Source organism: Seongchinamella unica (assembly GCF_004354085.1).
In the GTDB taxonomy this organism is placed as follows: Bacteria; Pseudomonadota; Gammaproteobacteria; order Pseudomonadales; family Halieaceae; genus Halioglobus; species Halioglobus unicus.
Window position 1 is genome coordinate 1,042,153 of the sequence record NZ_SMSE01000001.1, and the last position, 17,212, is coordinate 1,059,364.

The 17,212-nt window shown below is 58.5% G+C and carries 13 protein-coding genes; 7 read left to right on the forward strand and 6 right to left on the reverse strand.

Annotated elements, in window-relative coordinates:
* Window positions 1-37 precede the first annotated feature (37 nt).
* Window positions 38-2,536, forward strand: a complete 2,499-nt coding sequence (locus E2F43_RS04510; RefSeq protein ID WP_133210015.1) for a TonB-dependent receptor — start codon at window positions 38-40, stop codon at window positions 2,534-2,536.
* Window positions 2,537-2,639: 103 nt separating this feature from the next.
* Entirely contained in the window at window positions 2,640-4,265 is a 1,626-nt protein-coding gene (locus E2F43_RS04515; RefSeq protein WP_133210018.1) for a tetratricopeptide repeat-containing sulfotransferase family protein, read from the forward strand.
* 228 nt (window positions 4,266-4,493) lie between these two features.
* On the opposite strand, the gene E2F43_RS04520 is transcribed toward E2F43_RS04515, so the two are convergent.
* A complete protein-coding gene (locus E2F43_RS04520) occupies window positions 4,494-5,987 on the reverse strand; it encodes a sodium:solute symporter family transporter (RefSeq protein WP_133210020.1) in 1,494 nt (497 codons plus the stop codon).
* A 168-nt stretch (window positions 5,988-6,155) separates the two neighbouring features.
* On the opposite strand from E2F43_RS04520, the gene E2F43_RS04525 reads away from it, so the two are divergent.
* Entirely contained in the window at window positions 6,156-7,787 is a 1,632-nt protein-coding gene (locus E2F43_RS04525; protein WP_238946746.1) for an MltF family protein, read from the forward strand.
* Window positions 7,788-7,893: 106 nt separating this feature from the next.
* Here E2F43_RS04525 and E2F43_RS04530 read toward each other — a convergent pair whose 3' ends face one another.
* Window positions 7,894-8,445 (reverse strand): hypothetical protein, encoded by a 552-nt coding sequence (locus E2F43_RS04530; RefSeq protein ID WP_133210022.1) that lies wholly within the window; start codon window positions 8,443-8,445, stop codon window positions 7,894-7,896.
* A gap of 158 nt (window positions 8,446-8,603) precedes the next feature.
* On the opposite strand from E2F43_RS04530, the gene E2F43_RS04535 reads away from it, so the two are divergent.
* Window positions 8,604-9,272, forward strand: a complete 669-nt coding sequence (locus tag E2F43_RS04535) for a DsbA family oxidoreductase (protein WP_133210024.1) — start codon at window positions 8,604-8,606, stop codon at window positions 9,270-9,272.
* Window positions 9,273-9,422: 150 nt separating this feature from the next.
* On the opposite strand, the gene E2F43_RS04540 is transcribed toward E2F43_RS04535, so the two are convergent.
* Genes E2F43_RS04540 through E2F43_RS04550 form a run of 3 tightly spaced genes read right to left on the reverse strand, consistent with a single transcriptional unit; the run spans window position 9,423 to window position 12,782 of the window.
* A complete protein-coding gene (locus tag E2F43_RS04540; RefSeq protein WP_133210026.1) occupies window positions 9,423-10,943 on the reverse strand; it encodes a parallel beta-helix domain-containing protein in 1,521 nt (506 codons plus the stop codon).
* Entirely contained in the window at window positions 10,936-12,141 is a 1,206-nt protein-coding gene (locus E2F43_RS04545) for a cytochrome-c peroxidase (RefSeq protein WP_420820752.1), read from the reverse strand. The genes E2F43_RS04540 and E2F43_RS04545 overlap by 8 nt, the downstream gene beginning before the upstream one ends.
* 8 nt (window positions 12,142-12,149) lie before the next feature.
* Window positions 12,150-12,782 carry a c-type cytochrome gene (locus E2F43_RS04550; protein WP_133210028.1) on the reverse strand — a complete coding sequence of 211 codons (633 nt, stop codon included), beginning with the start codon at window positions 12,780-12,782 and terminating at the stop codon, window positions 12,150-12,152.
* 220 nt (window positions 12,783-13,002) lie between these two features.
* On the opposite strand from E2F43_RS04550, the gene E2F43_RS04555 reads away from it, so the two are divergent.
* Both E2F43_RS04555 and E2F43_RS04560 read left to right on the forward strand, forming a co-directional pair.
* Window positions 13,003-13,401 (forward strand): zf-TFIIB domain-containing protein, encoded by a 399-nt coding sequence (locus tag E2F43_RS04555; protein WP_238946747.1) that lies wholly within the window; start codon window positions 13,003-13,005, stop codon window positions 13,399-13,401.
* Between the two features lie 90 nt (window positions 13,402-13,491).
* Window positions 13,492-14,556 carry a 3-deoxy-7-phosphoheptulonate synthase gene (locus E2F43_RS04560; protein WP_133210030.1) on the forward strand — a complete coding sequence of 355 codons (1,065 nt, stop codon included), beginning with the start codon at window positions 13,492-13,494 and terminating at the stop codon, window positions 14,554-14,556.
* 30 nt (window positions 14,557-14,586) lie between these two features.
* Here E2F43_RS04560 and E2F43_RS04565 read toward each other — a convergent pair whose 3' ends face one another.
* Complete coding sequence (locus E2F43_RS04565) at window positions 14,587-15,645, reverse strand: DUF481 domain-containing protein (RefSeq protein ID WP_133210032.1); 1,059 nt, start codon at window positions 15,643-15,645, stop codon at window positions 14,587-14,589.
* A gap of 200 nt (window positions 15,646-15,845) precedes the next feature.
* Here E2F43_RS04565 and gor point away from each other — a divergent pair, with 200 nt between their 5' ends.
* Entirely contained in the window at window positions 15,846-17,204 is a 1,359-nt protein-coding gene (gor, locus tag E2F43_RS04570; protein ID WP_133210034.1) for a glutathione-disulfide reductase, read from the forward strand.
* Window positions 17,205-17,212: the final 8 nt, after the last annotated feature.

The window sequence follows — 17,212 nt, forward strand, 5'->3', positions numbered from 1 at the left end:
CCGGAACAAAATCCTGTAAGTCATCCTGGGGGAATACATGAGTACACAGAGAACGTTTAGCAAGAAACTGCTGGCAACCGCCATCAGCGCGGCTTCAACGCTCACCGCCGCTACCGCACTGGCGCAACCCGACACGCTGGAGGAGGTCCTGGTTACCGCCTCCGCGCGCGAGCAATCCATGCAGGATATCCCATACAACATCTCGGCCATGAGCGGTACCGACATGGAAGCGCAGCAGATCACCGATCAGGCTGAGTTACTCAGGGCCATGTCGGGTGTTTCCGTCGTAGACCGTGGCTATCGCAACTCAGGTATGGTCAACAGCATCATCATTCGCGGCCTCAATGTGGACAACGGACTCAATGGCGACATCGCCCTGAACGCGGTGCCCACAGTCTCCACCTACGTGGATAACACGCCGCTGTTCGCCAATTTCGTACTACGCGACATCCAACGCGTGGAAGTGCTGCGCGGTCCACAGGGCACCCTGTATGGATCGGGTTCCCTGGGCGGCACCGTTCGCTACATAACGAACAAGCCGACGTCGGAGGGAATCGAAGGACAGATCACAGCAGGATACAGCGAGACTTCCGGCTCGGACGGCAACAATGCCGACCTGTTCGGCATGATCAACGTACCGATTGGCGATTCCTTTGCGGTCCGGGGCTCTATCGGTCGAATCGACAATGACGGCATCATCGACTACGTCAACGCCTACCAGCTCAACCAGTTTGGCGAGCCGCTGGTTGCCACCGACGGCGGCTGTGTCAGCCCCAGGGACGCCGCTGATGAGGCGGTGTTGAAAAACGGCGCCTGCTACACCAACAAAGAAGATGCCGATGATGTCAAGATCGACTACCTGCGCATTGCTGCAGGCTGGGATATTACCCAGAACCTGAGTGTGCTGGCGAGCTACCACCAGCAGGAAGATGAAGTCGGAGCGCGACGCGCAATTACCGAGGGCAATAACAACCAGCCGGAAGATTCTGAGCTGTACTTCGAGTATGGCGACCACGAAAGCGGCCAGGTGCTGCTGGAACCCTCCGAACGGGAAGTGGACCTGCTCAGCCTCGATGTCGAATGGGACCTGGGCTTCGCAACGCTGACGTCCAACTCCTCCTGGTACGACAATGAAGGCTACGGCGAAAGCGACAACGGCGGCCTCTGGGTCAGCGGCGGCGAAGAAGTACCGGAAGCCAGCAGGGACTGGATTACCGCCTTCGGCTACTCAGGCTGGCCGCGGCCCGCGCAGCGCGCTGAACGCGGGTACACCGACGAGACCTTTGTTCAGGAGTTGCGACTGGTATCCAACGAATCGGTTGCCAACTTCGACTGGCTGGTCGGCGCTTTCTACCTCGACCAGGATCAGACCGTCTACCAGGACAGCTACAACCCGGGTATGAACGAGTTCAGTATTGCCTGCGCCGACACCGGCGATCCCGTGTGCGATAACTTCTGGCCGAAACTCTATCCCGAGCTGAGCGAACGCGACCTGGAATACCGACGCGATGTCACCTTTGAAGAACTGGCGGTCTACGGCGAAGTGACCTACAACTTCAGCGAAGCCCTGCGCCTAACGGGTGGTTTCCGCTGGTTCGACAACGAAACGGTAAACGACACCATACTGGGCTTCCCCCTGGGCCTGGGGGCGACCTCACCGTCAGCCCCCCAGTCCAGGGATGAAGACGACGACGTGTTATTCAAGGTCAACCTTTCCTGGGACATGACTGACAGCAGTATGCTCTACGGCACCTACTCCGAAGGTTATCGCCGTGGCGGGGCCAACGCGATTCCCAGTTTCGAAAACGGCGACAATTTCGGCGAGCCCAATGCCGAGGCGATCCGCACCTTCGAGTCCGATTCTGTCAACAACTACGAGATCGGCATCAAGGGCCAGCTTGATCGCACCGCCTATACGGTTTCGGTGTTCTACGTCGACTGGCAGGACCCGCAGCTTAACACCACCTCGGCCTGGTACGGTTTCTACATGGCCGACAACGGTGACGAGGCATCCACCTCGGGCATTGAACTGGAGCTGAACGGCAACCTCACCGACTCACTGGGTTACCACCTCGGTTACACCTACGTGAAGGCGGAACTTGAGAAGGATTTCCTGAGCAGCCAGACCGGCGCCCTCATAGCACCCAAGGGATCGACATTGCCCGGCACTCCGGAAAACGTATTCAGCGGTTCAGTGGACTACGTCTGGCAGCTGTCCGGGGGAATGGACCTGGTATTGAGAGCCAACGCCTACTACCAGTCCGAGGCTGAAAACTTTATCGATGAAGACTCCCTCCTGAACCAGACCCATGACGACTTCTGGTTGTTCAGCGGTTCCCTGGGACTGGCAACGGAGCACTGGGATGTCACCCTGTACGGTAAAAACCTGGGTGACGAGGAAGGTGTGACCGGCGCCTTCCCCTCAAGTTACTGGAGCTACGATACCGGCAGCTTTGAAAACTGGTACGGCAATGGCAACCGGCAGATGATCACCCAGCCGCGCACCATAGGGCTGTCCGCCAACTACCGGTTCTAACCCATGCTGGCCACTCCGTCCTACCTGGAGTGGCAATGCTTACCGGGCCCTGCGCCCGGTTTTTTTATGGCCAAGGATCGTCACGGACCGCATAATCGACACCATGAGCAATACCGCAACAGGCAGCGAGGACGCCCCTGATCCCGCCCAGCTGGAAGCCAGGGTGCTTGCCGCGATCGCCAGGGGCAATACCCGACTGGCGATAGACGTCTGTCGACAGCTCAATAGCCGGTTCCCCGAGTTTGCCTCCGGCTGGTACACCACCAGCCAGCTGGCCGCCAGGGTGGGCAACGCCAGGGGGGCACTGCTGGCCATAGAGAAGGCCATTGCCCTGCAGCCAGAGAATCCGCGATGGCAGTTGCAAAAGGCGGCCTGCCTGATGCGTATGGGTGACACCCGGGGCGCCAGGCCACTGGTGGAAACGCTGGATAAAATCGATTTGGACAGTGGCTTCCAGTGCGCCCAGCTCGCGCTGCAGCTGTCCAGGCTGGATATGCATGAGCGGGCCCTGTACCACTACCAGCGCGCGATCAGACTGGAGCCCGGTGAGTCCGAGCACTACTACAACCTGGCAACCGTCCACCGTTTCCTGGGCAACTTCAGCGCCGCCGAGCAAGCGCTGGAAAGCGCCATCGAACTGAATCCCGGTGATTTTGAAGCCTATAAACTGCGCTCCGACCTGGGCACCCAGACCGCGCGGAAAAACCACCTGGACTCGCTACTCGCCGCTCTTGAACGCCACCGGGATGACCCCAACGCCCGGGTGCAGCTTAACTTCACCCTGGCCAAGGAATATGAGGATCTGGAAGCCTGGCCTGAGGCCTTTGAGCACCTTCGGCATGGGGCAGCGGCGCGGCGCGAGCGCATGCGCTACGACGTCAACGGTGACGTGGAGACAATGCAGGCCATTGCGGCCTGTTACGACAGCGATTTCCTGCGCGAACACCAGGGCAGTTGCAGCAACGGGGAAGCCATATTCGTTCTCGGCATGCCGCGCACCGGTACCACACTGGTAGAGCGGATACTGGCCAGCCACTCCAGGGTCACCAGTGCCGGTGAGCTCAACAACTTTGCCCTGCAGATGAGCAGCGCAGCAAAGCAGCAAATGCCAGCGGAAAAAGTACAGACCGGAATTTCGAAGCTCGACAGGGTGGTGGCCAGCACTAAAATCGATTTCACCAGGCTGGGGCAGCGGTACATCGATAGCACGCGGCCGCTCAGCGGCGATAGCAAACGTTTCATCGACAAAATGCCGCTCAATTTTCTCTACGCCGGACTCATACGCCTGGCACTGCCGGAGGCGAAAATTGTTCACCTGCAGCGCCACCCCCTGGACACCTGCTTTGCCATCTATAAAACCCTGTTTGCGGACGCCTACCCGTTCTCCTACGACCTGGTGGAACTGGGCCGCTACTACGCGGCCTATCGCCGGCTGATGGCACACTGGAAGGAGGCTATGCCCGGTGTAATTTACCACCAGTCCTACGAGGCTTTGGTTGCGGACACCGAAGGCCAGGCGAGAAAACTGCTGCAACACTGCGAGCTGGACTGGGAAGATGCCTGCCTGGATTTCCACAAACACCGCCAGGCGTCCACAACCGCCAGCGCCACCCAGGTAAGGCAACCCGTTTACACCAGCTCAGTGGGCAAATGGCGTCAATTCCGCAGTCAACTCTCACCATTGATCAGCACGCTAGAAGCCGAGGGCATCGATCCGCAGCTGGATTGACCGGGCGGATGAAACGAATTGCCCTCGCAGTCATCAGCAACCTTGTCGCCGCCGTCGCCCTGGCCGGGGCGCCTGCTATCAACCCTGCGCGACTACGGCAGACTGGGGCTGTTCGCCCTCGGCGGCGGCGCGCTTGCCAAAGGCGAACAGGTCCTGAGCGAAAACTGGATGGCTGATTCCGTGGCGCCGTCAGCAGTCAATGCCCGCTGCGGGTACCAGGAGCGGCCGCTAATCGCGCAAGCGGCCCGCAACCGCATCGGTGCGCACCAGCGGCAAGGTCCCCATCCGGTCGTGCAGATTCAGCGGCTGCCCGTCCACATCGGTCAGCAGCTTCGGTGGCGAACGTTTCTGGGTGGCCAGTGAAACCACCACCGCCACCACCAGTGACACCCAGAAACCCACGAAGTCTGCCGGCAGTTCAGGAAAAGCAAGTTTCAACACGGCAAACGTACCAAAGCCGGCGAAAATACCGCTGTAGCCACCGGCGCTGTTCAGTTTCGGCCACCAGATGTTGAGAATCCCCGGCGCGGAAAGACCGGCAAAGCCCAGCGAAATGGCCGCCGCGATGGCGGATATGACAGTGGCTGTGTTGAAGGCGGTGTAAAGCGCGATCAGGGCCATAACGGGCACCGACCAGCGGGCCACCCGAAGCTTCAGCGCTTCACTCGGGTTGGCATGAACCCTCGGCAGCAGGTTCACCGAAATGATGGTGCCGCAGCCCAGCAGGATGCTGTCGGATGTGCTCATAATGGCGGAAACCACGGCGCCGACAAAAATGGCAACCAGCACCGGATGCAGATGCTCCATCGCCAGCAGCGGAATAATGGCATTGGGGTCCTCAACGCCGGGCATGGCCACAGTGGCGATATAGCCAAGGGTGACCGGCACCATACCGAAGATCAGGTACACCGTGCCGCCGATGTAGAAGGCGTTCTGGGCCACGTATTCATCCCGGGCTGCCATGGCCCGCTGCACCAGCGACATGGTGCCTATGGCAACCAGCCCGGAGGAGAACCAGACCTGCAGATAGCTGAACCAGTCGCTGAAACTGTCTCCCTGGGGGGTGAAATCAAAAGCGTGGGCGGGCAGTTGGGGGACCACTTCGGCCCAGCCTCCGGCGTCGAACAGCACCACCACGAACAGGACCAGCACACCGACCACGATGAACAGCATTTGCAGCACGTCGGTGGCGGCCACCGCCTGCAACCCGCCGAACATGGTATAGACCACGATGACCGCGGTGCCTACCAGAATACCCATTGCGGCCGGCTGGCCGGTGAGCGTCTCGAACACCACGCCGAACGCGAACAGTACGCCGCCCAGCCAGATAGTACCGGCGATCAGGTTGACCACGGAACCAATAACACCGGCGAGCGGACCGATGCGAATCTCGGCAAACTCAATGCTGGTCGTTCGCCTGGACCGGCGGTAGGTGCGGGCGAAAAAGAAGCCGGCAATAAACAGGGAGACGCCGGACACCAGCGGATCGCGTAACACCTCCAGTGCATTACCCGCATAGGCAGCGGCGGCAGACCCCATCATCGGACCGCTGCCAAACCAGGTAGCGACAATAGAGATCGAACACACGGTCAGCGACATGTTGCGCCCGGAAACCGCGAAATCCTGCATCGATGTAGAGCGTCGGGCAGCCAGCAGTCCCACCGCGAGCATCAGGACCACGTACATGCACACACCCACCAGTATCACCGTCTGTTCAGACATAACCCACTTTCCAAAAATCCAGTCCTGCCCAGTCACTCCCGAATGCGACTGCCGCTATTTCATGGCTCACCATAGCAACTGTAAGTACGGGGAGTAGCGCCAGATAACGGTGGGCAATGGTGCCAATTTGGGCGGCCCCTTGCCAATACCTGCGGCCGGAGCGATGATGTGGGCTGCGGTGCCAACGGCAGCCACTTTGGACGTGAAGCAACAACAATACCAGCGATGATGCACTTTACCCGACTACTTTGCCTGACCAGCTTTCTCCTGATCACAGCCTGTGGCGATGCCGCAGAACAGGCCCCTTCCGGCAACCCTGCCGCGGAGACCGGTCAGACCTCTGCCACTGAAGTACCTCAGGGAACGGCTGATGGGCCCTCCATCGCCCCTACCGCCGACGAGGATAAGCTGGATCATATTCGCAGTTTCCGCGATCCCTGGATCGGCGACCTGGACAAAATGGAAAAACAGCGGGTGATCCGCATGCTCACGGTATACAGCCCGGGGCGCTACTATCTGGAGGAAAACGGCGAGGAAAAAGGCCTGGTCAAGGAAATGGCCACCCGCTTCGAAAATTTCGTCAACAAACGCCTGAACCGTAACTCGGTTCGGGTCAACGTGGTGATCATTCCCATGGCCCGCAGCCAACTGATTCCCGCACTGCTCGCGGGACATGGCGATATCATCAATGCCAGTCTGTCGATCACCCCGGAACGGGCTGAGATCATGGACTTCAGCATACCGGCGACCAAACCCCTGTCGGAAATTCTGGTCACGGGCCCCAAGGCGCCCCAGCTGAAGTCGATTGATGACCTGTCCGGCAGGACCATTTACGTTCGCCTGTCCAGCAGCTACCGGGAAAGTGTAGAAAGCCTGAACGCTCGACTGAAAGCGGCAGGCAAGGCACCGGTTAACATCGAACCTGTGTCGGAATTTCTCGAGGACGATGACCTCATAGAAATGGTCGACAAGGGTTTACTGCCCTGGGCTATTGTGGACGACTACAAGCTGGACCTCTGGAAAGACGTATTTACCAACACCCGGGCGCGCCGGGATATTGTCTTTCGCGAAGGGGGTCGAATCGCGTGGGCTTTTCGGGAAGACAGCCCGCTGCTGGAGTCCGCGGTCAACGACTTCCTGAAGAAAAACCGCGAGGGTACGCTGATCGGCAACGTCCTGAAAAATCGCTATATCCGTGACTTCGACTGGGCTGCCAACGCCCTGGATGACAGTGACTACCAGCGTTTTCTCGAACTGGAACACCTTTTCCAAAAATACGGTGAACAGTACCGGGTGGACTACCTGATCGCGGCAGCCCAGGGTTACCAGGAGTCCCGGCTCAACCAGAACGCCCGCAGCGCTGCCGGCGCCATTGGCGTCATGCAGCTGTTGCCCTCCACCGCAGAGGACAAAAACGTGGGTATTCCCGATATCCACAAGGTCGAACCCAACATTCAAGCGGGTATCAAGTACCTGGACTTCCTGCGCAACCGCTACTTCGACGATCCCGCCATTGATACCCGCAACAAAACCCTGCTGGCGCTGGCCGCCTATAACGCGGGACCGACACGGATGATCAATATGCGCAACAAGGCGAAGAAACTTGGATATGATCCCAATGTCTGGTTCGATAATGTGGAACTGGTCGCAGCACGCGAGATCGGCCGCGAGACCGTCCAGTACGTGTCCAACATCTACAAATACTACATCGCCTATCGTTACACCCAGGAGCAGCAGGCGCGTCACGCCCAGGCCCGGGAGCGGGCCGGCATGACACCCTATCGATCCTCCACCGACTGATCAGTCGCAGGTGAATGAAGGGCCTTTAGAGGGGAACGAAAGAAGAACAGGACGCAATCAGCCAGCGCGGTTACACCGAGCTGGCTGATTTGCTTATTGCTGAGGCTTATTTAGCCGCGGCTTTCTTTTTCGGCGCCGCCTTGCGCTTGGCGGGGCTTTTTTTCTTGGCTGCCGCTTTCTTTTTTGGCGCTGCTTTTTTCTTTGCCGGAGCTTTCTTTTTGGCAGCCGCCTTCTTCTTCGTAGCGGCTTTCTTGCCAGGCTTGGCCGCGGCTTTTTCGACCGCTGCCGCAGCGCGATCGGCCGCTTTTGCCTTACGCTCTTCGATAATCGCATCAGTTTTCACTTTTGCGTATTTCTGCGCAGCCTCATAGGCGGCCTTGGCAATCTTGCCCACGGTATCGCCAAGTTCCTGTACCTGCTTTTTCAGCGCCTCGACTTTTTGCTGATTGTCGGGAGTCGCTTTCTTTTTCGCTGCATCCCGGGCTTTCTTCAAGCGGGCATTTGCTGTGCTGTGTTTTTTGCGCGCTGCTTGAAGTTCCCGCTTTGCTTTTGAGTTTGCTTTCTCAGATTCAGACACGAGTTTTTTGCGAAGTTGCTCTACTTTCTTATTGGCCTCTGAGGCCATCTTGGTGGCCTGGGCCAGTTCTTTTTCCAACATTGCTCTACGCGCTCCGTATGGTGAGTCGATACCGCCCGGATAGTGTAGGCCTAATTATGAAAGATGTAACGAACATTTTTTAACCTACATCAAGTCTTCTGATTTTTTTGCTTGCTAGCATCAACGACAGGAAAATACCGCTCATCCGGAGGCCGTCCATGCAGGATAAAACATCCCCGGTCATCATTGATTACTACAGTGATGTGCTCTGTGTCTGGGCCTGGATTGCCCAACCGAGACTCGATGAACTGTCACGGCAGTGGGGACCACAGGTGCTGCTTCGACACCACTACGTCGATATTTTCGGTGACTGTAACCAAAAGATTGCCCGTAACTGGGGAGAACATGACGGCTTCGAAAAATTTGCCGACCATGTGCACCATTCTGCCGAACCATTTGAGGATGCCACGGTGCATCCCGAAATCTGGCGGGCGACACGACCGAGCAGTTCCGCGCAGGCGCATTTGCTGCTACGGGCCATCGGCCTGGTTGCATCGGAAGAAAAGCTCGCGGCTACCGCTCTGCGAATCCGCCGGTCTTTTTTCTGTGACGCGAAAGACATCAGTGACATGGACCTGCTGTTGCAGATTGCCCGCGAGGAGGGTGTGGACCACGAGGCGATTTCACACTGTTTCCGCAAGGGCAGTGCCATGGCGGCCTTGAGCAGCGACCTCAGGGCCGCCCAGGAATCAGGTGTGCGTGGCAGCCCCACCTGGATACTCAACAATGGCCGCCAGGTACTGTACGGCAATGTCGGTTACCGCGTTCTCAATGCCAATATCGAGGAGTTACTCAAACATCCCGGAGACGAGGCCAGCTGGTGTTAGCACTCCGGAATGATTATTTGGGGTGATTATTTGGGGTCAGAGTTATATTTGGGGTCAGAGTAAAAACTCTGATCACAAGCCACAAACGGCATGCGGGCGTGCAGAATAGTTTTTACTCTGACCCCAAATATAACTCTGACCCCAAATATACTACTTCTTCAGGTCCAGCATGAACCTGGCTGCTGCCAGCCGGGTCTCTTCATCCAGGTGCGCCTGGGGTGGCATCTGTGGATAGTCGTCGCGTTTCTTCACCGGGTTGGCGGCGTAGGCGGCGATGCCTTCCGGGTTGTCCATGTACAGGGCCTGGATTATCTGGGTAGGCGGACCGATCATGCGCGAGCTGTAAGCGTGACAACCGGCACAAACGCCGTAGTAGGCCAGTTTGCCCTTGTCCATGTTGGGCTCATCCTTGCGGGGCGGTACCGGCTCCGGCAGGGTATAGCTCAGCACATTGCTGGTGCTGGAAAACTCACACTCCCCATACTTGTCCAAACCCAGGGTACGAAAGCGCTCGGGATGACTAATACAGCCGTCATCCATACCCACGGTGTCGACGAAGTCAGGACCCTGGGTTTCCAGCTGTGTCGCCAGGAAGGCACGAACCATCGGTGCCGGGTTGTTACCATTGTCCTGCATGATGTTATTGAGGATCTTCGGGCGATTCGGGTAAGGATCCGCATCGGGATCGCGAGCGGCATTGGTCACCAGCGAGAAGTCGGTAAACAGCACACCGACTGAATCGTTACCGGTGATAATATTCTGTTCCAGGACCACATCGTCACACGCCATGATCAACATGCCTGTGCCCGGCGGGATGTTGGAAACGAGTGAGCCTGGAATCGCAAAGTTTTCGTGGTTGTTGTTGACCACGAAATTGTTGCGGATGATCACGTCGCCGCAGGTCTTGATCGGAAGTCCCGGTGTGATAAAGGCCAGGATGCCGCCGGTGTTGTCGTAGACATAGTTACCCTCAACCAGCGCGGCGCGGCTGTTTTCAATCTCGATGCCGGCCACACTGTCAAATACCTGGTTGTACACCACATCGACGTTATCGGACATGCCCACATAGATCGCGGCATCCTCGATACCGGAAATGATGTTGTGCGCTACGATGCCGTTCTTGCCCAACTGGGGAAAGATACCGTAAACACCGGTGTCGACGATGATATTGTTGCGGATGATGTAGTTATTGCCCGCCTGCCCCATGATGGCATTGCCCTTGTAGCGGGTAATGTACAGGTTCTCGACCGTCACCCCGTTTCCGGAGTAGAGCACTGCGTCGTTGCGCACGCCCTCACCTTCCAGTACCGGGTAACGGCCCTCTTCTATCACCCCGGACAGGGTAATGTTGTCCTTGTCGATGTAGACCGTTTCCTTGTAGGTGCCGGGCATTACCTTGATGACGGCACCGGGCTGGGCCGCGGCCACCGCCTCCTGGATGGATTCACCGTCTTTCACGACGATAAGTTCACCCGAGGTGGGTGTTTCCCAGGCGCGGACGCTGACGGTGCTCGAAACAGCGGCAACTTCAGAGCTGCCTTCGGACACAAATTCCGCTTTCGGCGTCGAGGGCACCTTGATCACGGTGGGCTCGGGTCGGTTTGCGGTGCCGAGGTAGTAACCCCCTGCCAACAGCACCACTGCGCCCGCCAGAACTGCGATTTTATTCATTATTGGTTGCTCCATCTTGTATTTCGCCGGCAAGGGCGATGTCGTCGTGAACCGGCCGCATCCCGGAGGGCAAACGGCTGGGTGTTTCAGGTTTAAAACTCTCGTCGGTCAGTGTTCTGAGAAAATCGACCAGTCTGTCCAGTTCTACCTCGCTCAGGTTCGGTTCCCAGATATGCCAGTGAATCTTCAGTTCCTCACCTTCCGGCACCGCGTGGCCGCGCCCGCCAGTATAAAAAGCGGCGGCCTCGCGAAGGGTCGCAAATCGTCCCGAGTGCATGTAAGGCGCGGTCAATTCTATATTGCGCAGGCTGGGCACCTTGAATGCACCCCGCTGGCTGGGCTCCTTGAGCACGGGTTCGGCACCCACATCGAATGGCATTCCCACAGGCTCGGGGGTACCGATTACTGCCAGCTGCTGGTTGGTGAACAGCGGTGGAGTATGGCACTCGGCGCAACGGGCCACAAATGAGCGAAAGATGTTCAAGCCCTCCTTTTCCGGTTCAGTCAGGGCATTGGCATAGCCGTGGGCGTACTGGTCATAACGGCTGTTGAGGGAAACCAGAGATACCTGGAACGCAGCCAGGGCAGTGTAAATCTGGTCCAGCCGAATCTGCGCAGCATCATTTGTGAAGTCTGCAGGGAAGGCCTGGGCAAACAGCGCCCGATAGGCTTCTATACCGTTGAGCGTTGCGAGCAGCCACTGTGGATCGCCGCCCATTTCATGCGTGTCGTAAAGCGGACCCTGCATCTGCTCTTCCAGGGTTGAAGCCCGGCCGTCCCAGAAAAAACTGTTGAGAAAGGCCACGTTCCAGAGGGTCGGCGCCGACCGGGGAAGCACTGCGTCGTGGATGCCGACACTCCGGCCCCGGCCATCGGAAAAACCCTTGTCGGGATGGTGACAGCTGGCACAGCTGATACTGCCGTCACGGGACATGACCGGGTCAAAAAACAGGTAGCGGCCGAGATCGGTCTGCTGCGGGGTGAAGCCGTCGCGATATGCGGGCAGGCCGGTCTTGAGCCCACCGACGCCAGCCTCCTGCAGGGACGGGTACATCTGGTACAGGCTGCGCAGTTCGCAATGCCCCGCGCTCAGTTCAAACCCCGGGGGACAATCTGCGTTGAGTTCAATCGCCTGCTCCGCCCCCAGTACGGGGCAGCCCAGGGGCAGCAAAACCAGCAGTATCAGCTTGCGCAGCACAGTGCCTCCTACTGCTCGAGGCCGTGCAGGAAGGCAACCACATCTTTTACCGCCTGCTCATCCGGGAGTATCACCGCCATTGCCCGCATTTGCCTGCCGGTCGTGTCCCGGGGATCGGCGCCCCGCTGTCCCGCTCGGAATGCCAGCAGTTGCGCCTCCAGGTACCAGTCATCGCCGCCCGCCAGGCGCGGGGAGTTCAATGACAGGTTGCCCTGGGCAGCAGCGCCGTGGCAGGCGCCGCAGAACTGGTTGTAGTAGTCAGCACCCATGACGGTATCACCCTCGATGGTCGCCGCCGAGGGCTCGCTGTCAAGACTGGCGATGTAGGCAGCGACATCCTGAACTGCCTGCTCATCGGCCAGTACGGCAGCCATCGGTGCCATTTGCCGGGCGCTGGCGCTGGCGCCATCTCCCCCGCGAATCCCACCACGGAACTTGTCCAACTGAGCAGCGATATATACCGGCTCTAGATGATTGAGACGGGGGGCATTCAGTGCCTTGTTGCCCTCTGCATTTTCGCCGTGGCAGGCAACACAGGTCGTGAACAATCCCTTGCCCGCCTCCACCTCCTGGGCGAAGCCTGGCAAGGCTGCAGTTACCAGTCCGGCAAGGACCAGGGCGGTTTTCATGCAATTTTTCATCACTGTTTCTCCGTGGGATCTGGCTGGGACCCCAACCCACTTGTATCAGTTGCAGCCCCATATGATAATTCCGAAGATTAAACGTAGCTGAAAAACCGTTTTTCTGCCCCGGAGCTGCCTCCAGGGGAGGACAAGCATGAAGACGTGGGCTAGACTCTGTCAGGTTATGGGTCTTCACCCCCAAGCGCGCTCAACACTGACCAGAAGATAGGGATAACAGATGGAATACAACGCAGACGAGCACAGCATGAAGTGCCCCAAGTGCGGACACGGCATGAACGAGATCACCTACGGCGGCGATGTGGTGATCGACCGCTGCAGCCATTGCCAGGGACTCTGGTTTGACGTCGGCGAGGCTGAGGCGTTAAAAGGCAAGTGGATGGGTGACGCCCTGGATATGGGCGATCCGGCGGAAGGCAAAAAGTGGGACGCGGTAGAAGACATCGCCTGCCCGCGCTGTGGCAAGGACATGGAAAAACGCTCGGACCCGGACCAGCCTCACATCTGGTTTGAGGAGTGCGAAGAACACGGCATGTTTATGGACGCAGGTGAGTTCAGCGACTACAAACACGAAACCTGGGCGGACTGGTTCCGCAGTCTGATCAAAGGCGCCCGGTAAACCTCGATGAGGTGAGAAAGGCGGCCCAGGTCGCCTTTTTTAATAGCTATCAACGATAGCAAGTACTTACTTCAAAACAACGGAAACGGTATGGGCCAGACGACAACAGATGATATCCGGATCGGCAGCGCGCGGCCGCTGATCACCCCCTGGGTACTGGCGGATGAGCTGCCGCTGGCAGAAGGCGCTGCGGCAACCGTCGCCAACGGCAGGAGGACTATCGAGGGCATTCTCTCCGGGAATGACCCCAGGGTCGTGGCCATCGTCGGCCCGTGCTCGGTGCACGACCCGGCTGCCCTGCTGGATTTCGCCCGCCAATTCAGGGCCGCCTGTGCGCCGATGGAAGATGCGGTGTTTCCGGTGTTGCGGGTTTACTTTGAGAAGCCACGCACCGTGGTCGGGTGGAAAGGCCTGATCAACGACCCGGACCTGGACGGCAGTTTTCACATCAACAAGGGCCTGCACCTGGCCAGGGAGGTACTGCTCAATGTGGCGGACATCGGCCTGCCAGCGGCCAGCGAGTTCCTCGACACGACCTTCGGCCAGTACTATGCAGACCTGGTGAGTTTCGGTGCCATCGGAGCGCGCACGGTAGAAAGCCAGATTCACCGCGAACTGGCCTCTGGCCTATCCATGCCCGTAGGGTTCAAAAATGGCACCAATGGACACATCGACGTGGCCATCGACGCTATTCGCAGCGCCGCCCACAGTCACTGGTTTCCATCCTTGACCAAGGAGGGCACCCCGGCCATCCTGCGCTCCACTGGCAACCCGCACGGGTACCTGATACTGCGCGGCGGCAAGCAGACCGGGCCCAATTACGGCCCCGCGGCGGTGCAGGAGGCTGCTGTGGCGCTCGCCGAGGCAGCACTGACACCTTCGCTTATTGTTGACTGCAGCCACGGCAACAGCGAAAAAAATCACCAGCGGCAAGCCCAGGTTATGTCCAGTCTTTGTGAACAAATCCAGACCGGGCAGGAGGCGATCAGGGGGGTGATGCTGGAATCCCACCTGGTGGAGGGTAGCCAGGGCATCGGCGACGGCAGTGAGCTGGTCTACGGCCAGAGTATCACCGATGCCTGCCTGTCACTGGCCAATACCGTACCGTTGCTCGAACAGCTGGCCGCCGCAGTGCGAATGAGCAGGAGCGGATAGCGGGCGACGCAGAGCCGCCCGCGATCGGGGTTACCAGCTATAACCGATGCGCAGGCGATAGGTTTCGTCCAGGTCGTCTACCCCCTCACCAGCACCGGAGTCATACTTCCACAAAATCTCGGCGGCCGCTTCCAGGCTCCACAACAGGGGGAAAGAAAGGCCCACTGCGGTATCAATGATCACGTCAGAGGCCTCGTCAAGATTCCAGATACCCCGCTGGTCGAAATACAGCTGTGAGTCGCCGCCCAGATAATCGCTGGTCATCCGCAGATACCAGTTGGCGGCGGCGTAATCCCGGTCCTCGGCGACGATGAAATTCTCATTCACATAGGAGGCACCGACCTCAGCTGTGAGGGTAAACAGCGGGTCGGTGAGGAAATCTCGGCCAATGTAGGGGCCTACCAGGTAGCGTATATCCAGGTCCTTGAACTCGTCTGATCGAGCCGAGACATTCACACCCCAATAGGTGATATCACTGAGGAAATAGTCGTATTTGCCCTGAATAATCCAGTTATCCGCAATTTTCTGGTCATTTGCCTCTTTGATTTGCGCATCCATTTTAAGCGTGTAGCGATCGCGAAGGCTGCGCCAGTAAGTCTCCAGCTTGTAGTCGAGCTCATCGGTATCGCTGTTGCCCCGCTCTACAGCGAAAGCAAAACCAACCTGGCCAGTCCAGTGGTACCCTTCGCCCAGCTCCCAGGGTTCCGGGTTGGCAATCAGCACCTGCTCAAGCGCATATGACTGCTCCGGGACCCCGGGCTCATCGACGATCAGCTGAGAGTTTCTCACTTCAATGCCCTGTCCCTCGATCACGGTATCGTCCGCCAGCAGCAGGGTAGCGGGATCGCTGGTGGTCATCGTCACAATCTGCTCCATGGATACGCTGATGGCTCCGGCAAAGTCGGTCTCCAGGGTGACAACGCCGTCGCGGATATCGGTGACCTTGCCGATGACTCTCGAGCCGTTCTTGAGCCGGATTTCGTCAGCGGCGACGGAACCCTCTGCGGCGGCCTCCTGGGCCTTCACTCCGGTCGCCTGCAGCGCAACAAGGGCAACACTGAGAGCGATGATTCGCATAAATACTGTCATGGGATGGCCTCTTTCCTGCCTGTCTATGGCAGATTCGGTGGTAAGTAAAATCGGTTTCGATGATACTCAAATCAACTGGCATAGTCAGTGTCCGGGACCGATTTCGCTAGTCTCAGGCAATCGCTGCCATAGCAGGGTTTAAATTGGGCCGCAGGGCCAACGCTGCTAAGATTGGCCGTTCATCGAATATTGGAGAGATCATGTCCGAACTGGACTTTGACCTGTTTGTCATCGGCGCGGGTTCTGGCGGAGTACGGGCGGCCCGCATGGCAGCCGGCTTTGGTGCCAGGGTAGCCGTGGCAGAGGACCGTTACATGGGCGGCACCTGTGTCAATGTGGGCTGCGTACCGAAGAAACTGTATGTCTATGCCTCCGAGTACGGCAAGGGGTTCAGCGACGCCAGGGGCTTTGGCTGGGAGGGCGGAAAGCCCACGTTCCACTGGAATACGCTGCGCGACAACAAAAAGACTGAAATTTCCCGCCTGAACGCGATTTACCGCAACCTGCTCTCCGGCGTCGAGGCGACACTCATCGACGGCCGGGCACGCATCGTGGATGCCCATACCGTGGCCGTGGGAGAACGCCAGTACACTGCCGAACGCATCCTCATAGCGACCGGGGGCTGGCCCCACATTCCGTCGTTCCCGGGCAGCGAACATGCCATTACCTCCAACGAAATTTTTGACCTGGAGGACTTCCCCCGGCGGCTGGTGGTGGTTGGCGGCGGGTATATTGCTGTCGAATTTGCCGGCATTTTCAATGGCCTCGGCTCCCAGGTAACCCAGCTCTATCGGGGTCCGTTGTTCCTGCGCGGCTTTGATCCTGACATTCGCGCTCATGCCGCCCGGGAAATCGCCAAGAGCGGCGTTAACCTGCAGTTTGAAACTAATGTAACGGCCATAAAGCGGGGATCGCACGGCCTGCAGGTGGAACTGACCGATGGCAGCACCATTGAGGCAGACACCGTCCTTTATGCGACCGGCCGTAAACCAAACCTTCAGGGTCTGGGGCTGGAAAATGTCAGTGTAGAGCTCAAGCCCGACGGCACCATCGCCGTGGACGAGCACTTCAGCACCAGTGAACCCGGCATCTTTGCCCTCGGCGACGTGACTGGCGGCATGGAGCTTACGCCGGTAGCGCTCGCCGAAGGTATGGCCTTTGCCCGTCGGCAGTTTGACCGGCAAAATGCCGCCCCGGAGTACGATTTCATTCCTACCGCCGTGTTCTGCCAGCCCAATATCGGCACCGTGGGATTTACCGAAGATGAAGCCCGCGAGCGATTCGGCGATATAGTACTCTACAAGTCGAGCTTCAAGCCGATGAAACATACCCTGTCGGGTCGCGATGAACGCAGCTTCATGAAGATGATCGTCGACCGGGAAAGCGACCGGGTAGTGGGGGTACACATGGTAGGGCCGGACGCCGGTGAAATCATGCAGGGGATTGCCATCGCCATGAAGGCCGGGGCTACCAAGGCGGTGTTCGACAACACGATCGGCATTCACCCTACCGCCGCTGAGGAATTCGTCACAATGCGGGAGCCATTCCCTGAAGATTAACTGCCGTC